This is a genomic window from Buttiauxella gaviniae ATCC 51604 (genome assembly GCF_001654835.1).
Lineage (GTDB): Bacteria > Pseudomonadota > Gammaproteobacteria > Enterobacterales > Enterobacteriaceae > Buttiauxella > Buttiauxella gaviniae.
Genome location: NZ_LXEP01000053.1, coordinates 1 through 4,039, shown reverse-complemented (window position 1 = coordinate 4,039; position 4,039 = coordinate 1). Strand labels below are relative to the sequence as shown.

Below are 4,039 nucleotides of genomic sequence, written 5' to 3'. Positions count from 1 at the left end.
ATCATTGGATATTTCCTCTCGCCACTGATTCAACATACACATGAGAGCCTGAATGAACGGTAAAAAATATTTATTACCCCTCTGCCTGCTGGGGCTGCTGGTACAACACGCGGCTTTCGCGGAGGGATTGAGTCAGTTAGTAGACGACCCCTTACAGACACAGCCTGAACAACTGCAGTCGGGTGCCACATTGCCTGATGCCAGCCGCATCAGCTGTAGCCAGTCTGTGGATTTCAGTCAGCCTCTGACGCTCAGCGGTGCTGTTGATACCGCCTTATGTAATAACCCGCAGATCCGGGCAACCTGGGCGGAAATCAAGGTACAAAGCGGCGTGGTGGGTGAAGCGCGCGCCGCTTACCTGCCGACTATCAGTGGTTCGGTCAGCCGCCTTAGGGATTCGACGGTGTATTCCGCAGGCTCGCAGGCGCCTGGTGTCACCAGCACCGGTAACCAGTATTACGGCTCGTTAAACTGGCGTTTATTTGATTTTGGTGGCCGTGCAGCCAACCGGGAATCAGCCAACCAGATGTTGCTGGCCGCCATCGCCGGCCATGATGCAGCCCTGCAAAAGACCATGGTTACCGTCATTCAGGCCTGGTTTGACACACTGACCAGCCAGGCTGAAGTGGACGCGCGACAGCATATCGCTGAGCTGGCCCGGCAGACGCTGATTGTGGCACAGCGGCGTGAAAGTCTGGGCGCATCAGCCCAGGATGAAACCCTTCAGGCAACCACTGCGCTGGCGAAAGCGGAACTGACCGCCATGCGTGCCAGCGGGGATTATCAGAAAAATATCGCCCTGCTCAGGCAGGCGATGGGGATCGACCTGGCAACGGAGCTCACGTTACCCAGACAACCCGAACGGGTTATTCCCTCGGATATACACGATCTGAACGAATGGTTAAAGCAGGCAGAAGACAGGCACCCGGCGATACAGGAAGCACGGGCAAAATGGGCGGCCGATAAAGACAAAATCATCTCGGTACGTTCAGAGGGCTTACCGACGGTGGATTTAACCGCGCATATGTCGCGCAATGGTTTTCCGAACCAGGGATTGTCGAGCATTAACCAGACCAGCAAGGATATCGGGATCACTGTTTCCATCCCGCTGTTTGACGGGTTCAGCCGGCAGTATAAAATCCAGGAGGCCCGGGCGCAGGCGGAGCAGAGCGAGGCACAAATGGAAGACACCACCGCCCGGATTATGACGGATGTGGTGAAAGCTTACGCCGATGCCAGAACCGCGCTCAATGTACTGACGGCGAGTCAGCAACTGCTGGATGCGGCGCAGAAATCCGTGCAGTCGGTTCAGCGGCGCTATGACAAAAATGTTGCTGACATTCTTGAAGTGATGAATGCGCAGTCGGCGCTGGCAGACGCTCAGCAACAGAGAATAGAAGCCATTGCGGCCTGGCAGTCTGCGCGATTAAGTTTACTGGCCAACACGGGGATATTAAGTCAGTTATCTGAAAGCAGCGGGTGAATTTAACCCATACAACGAAATTAATGTATAAAAATCATATAAAACAAATAGGTAAAGTCATATCTGACTTGAAAAATCGCATCTATCACCCCGGATATTAATTAAATTAAAACATGAATGTTTTGATTTTTTCATTACCTACAAAACTGAGCAGTAACATGCTAGTTGTGCCGCAACAAGAGAGCTAGTCATTGGAATGAGTACTCACTATTGCAGTCGGAGGAGGTTTATGCACTTAAAATTATTGTTAATCACTGCCAATGCATTATGTTTTTAAGTTTTAAAAAAACCAATTCATCTTATTTTTTTTAAGAAAATGATACGTCACTTTATGTATTTTTCCGAATAAAGACATTTTTATTTTAAGGGTACCTTATGTCTAATACTACTCGAGATATTGCTCCAGCCCCTGATTTCAGTTTAATCAGTATATGGTCTAACACTGATTATGATATGTTAACTATTGATCTTGTCAGTCAGATGACAAAAAATCAAATTCAGCAAATGCAGCATCCTGAATTGATTCCTACATCCGCAATTAGTGGTTTTACCGAAGAACAAATCCCTGCCCTGGTGAACAATATATCTTTATTTACCTCTGACTGGCTTAATAGTCTCAGCATCTCAGCAATACAGGCGCTTTCCACCACTCAACTTAACCAGATTAATCCAACTACACTCAGCGCACTGGATACTTCACATCTGTCTGCGTTAACCGCTTCTCAGGTGGGTGCAATGAATAATCTGACAGCGTTAAGTAGTGCTCAATTTGGGGCGCTGAATATTTCTGGCATGTCCACCAGTACTGTAAAAAAATGGACAGCAACGCAATATGCGGGGCTGACAGCGCAACAAATGTCGTCATTAAATAACTCTCAGATGTATGCTACAGCACATCCTAACTGGGTGCCGGAATCAGCAGTCAGCGGAATATTACCGTCGCAGATTGCATCTTTCTCGTCACACTTTTATATTTTTACTGCTTCATGGTTAAATCATCTGACACTCGATACATGGCAGGCGTTAAACGCTTCACGACTTAACCAGATCACTGCTGCGACACTCAGCCAACTGGACGATATTCATCTGTCAGCATTAACCGCAGACCAGGTCAGTACAATGAATAATCTTGCTAGCCTGAGTAAAACACAACAGGGGTTAATCAATATTTCCAAGCAATCTGTTGCAACAATTAGCAACTGGACCCCGGCACAGTACGCCACTCTTTCAGCACAGCAAATCACGTCATTCAGTAGCGCACAAATCCAGGCCCTTCAGCATCCAGAATGGATACCCACTGCTGCTGCCGATGGATTAACGGCAGAACAGACCTCGTCACTGGGCAATGAACCCGAACAAGCACAGCAACAGCAGACGTTACAACCTACTGCTGCTGCCGATGGATTAACGGCAGAACAGACCTCGTCACTGGGCAATGAACCCGAACAAGCACAGCAACAGCAGACGTTACAACCTACTGCTGGTACCGATGGAGTAGCGGCAGACCAGACCACATCACTGGGCAATGAATCCGTACAAGCACCTCAGCAGCAAACATCGCTGCCTACTGCTGGTACCGATGGATTAACGGCAGAACAGTCCACGTCACTGGGTAATGACCCTGTACAAGCACAGCAGCAAACATCGCTTCCTACAGCGGTTGCCGATGGATTAACGACAGACCAAATCGCAGGCTGGACTAAGGATCAGTATGTAACGCTGTCTGCACAACAAATCACATCATTCAGTAACGCACAAATCCAGGCTCTTCAGCATCCTGAATGGATCCCCGCAGCAGCTGTCGCGGGATTGACAGCAGACCAGGTCCCTGCGATTAATGTCAGCCTGTCCGTACTGTCAGCCACATGGCTCAACAGTCTGAGTCTGCCAGCATTGCAGGCCCTTTCAGCCACTCAGCTAAACCAGATCACCGCCGCCACAGTCAAAGCACTGGACAAAGCCCATTTATCTGCCCTTACTGCCTCACAGGTCAGCACGATGAATAACCTGACCAGCCTGAGTAAAACACAGCTGGGGCTTCTTAATATTTCTGGGCAATCCACCACCCAGATTGCGGGCTGGACTTCGGCACAGTATGCAACCTTGACTGCACAGCAAATCACCTCATTAAGTACTGAACAAATCCAGGCAATTCAGCATCCTGAATGGATCCCCACTGCGGCTGTCGCGGGGTTAACTGCCGATCAGGTGCCTGACATTAATCTGTCTGAGCTTCCGGCAGCATGGTTAAATGCGCTCAGCACAACGGCACTGCCGGCGCTGAGCGATGCTCAGCTTGGGCAACTCACCGTAACCCAGGTTGCGGGCATGACCCATTTAAGCTCACTCACTTCGGCACAATTTGGACTGTTAGATATTTCCGGGTTAACCACTTCGGCCGTTGGAAAATTGACTCAGGCGCAGTATGAGGGGCTTACCGCTCAGCAGGTTTCCTCACTCACTCCGGCACAAATTGTTGCCATGAAGCACCCTCAATGGATGTTGGACACTGTTGCCAGTGGAATTACTGTCGCTCAGTTAACCAGCCTTACGGTC

The 4,039-nt window shown here is 49.5% G+C and carries 2 protein-coding genes; both read left to right on the top strand.

What is annotated here, in order from left to right:
• Nucleotides 1-52: 52 nt before the first annotated feature.
• The gene (locus M977_RS23085) at nucleotides 53-1,483 is read left to right on the top strand and encodes a TolC family protein (protein ID WP_064519289.1); all 1,431 of its coding nucleotides are present in this window, start codon (nucleotides 53-55) and stop codon (nucleotides 1,481-1,483) included.
• A gap of 480 nt (nucleotides 1,484-1,963) precedes the next feature.
• Nucleotides 1,964-4,039 (top strand): hypothetical protein (locus M977_RS23080; protein ID WP_157092127.1); only part of this gene is annotated, 2,076 nt, incomplete at its 3' end.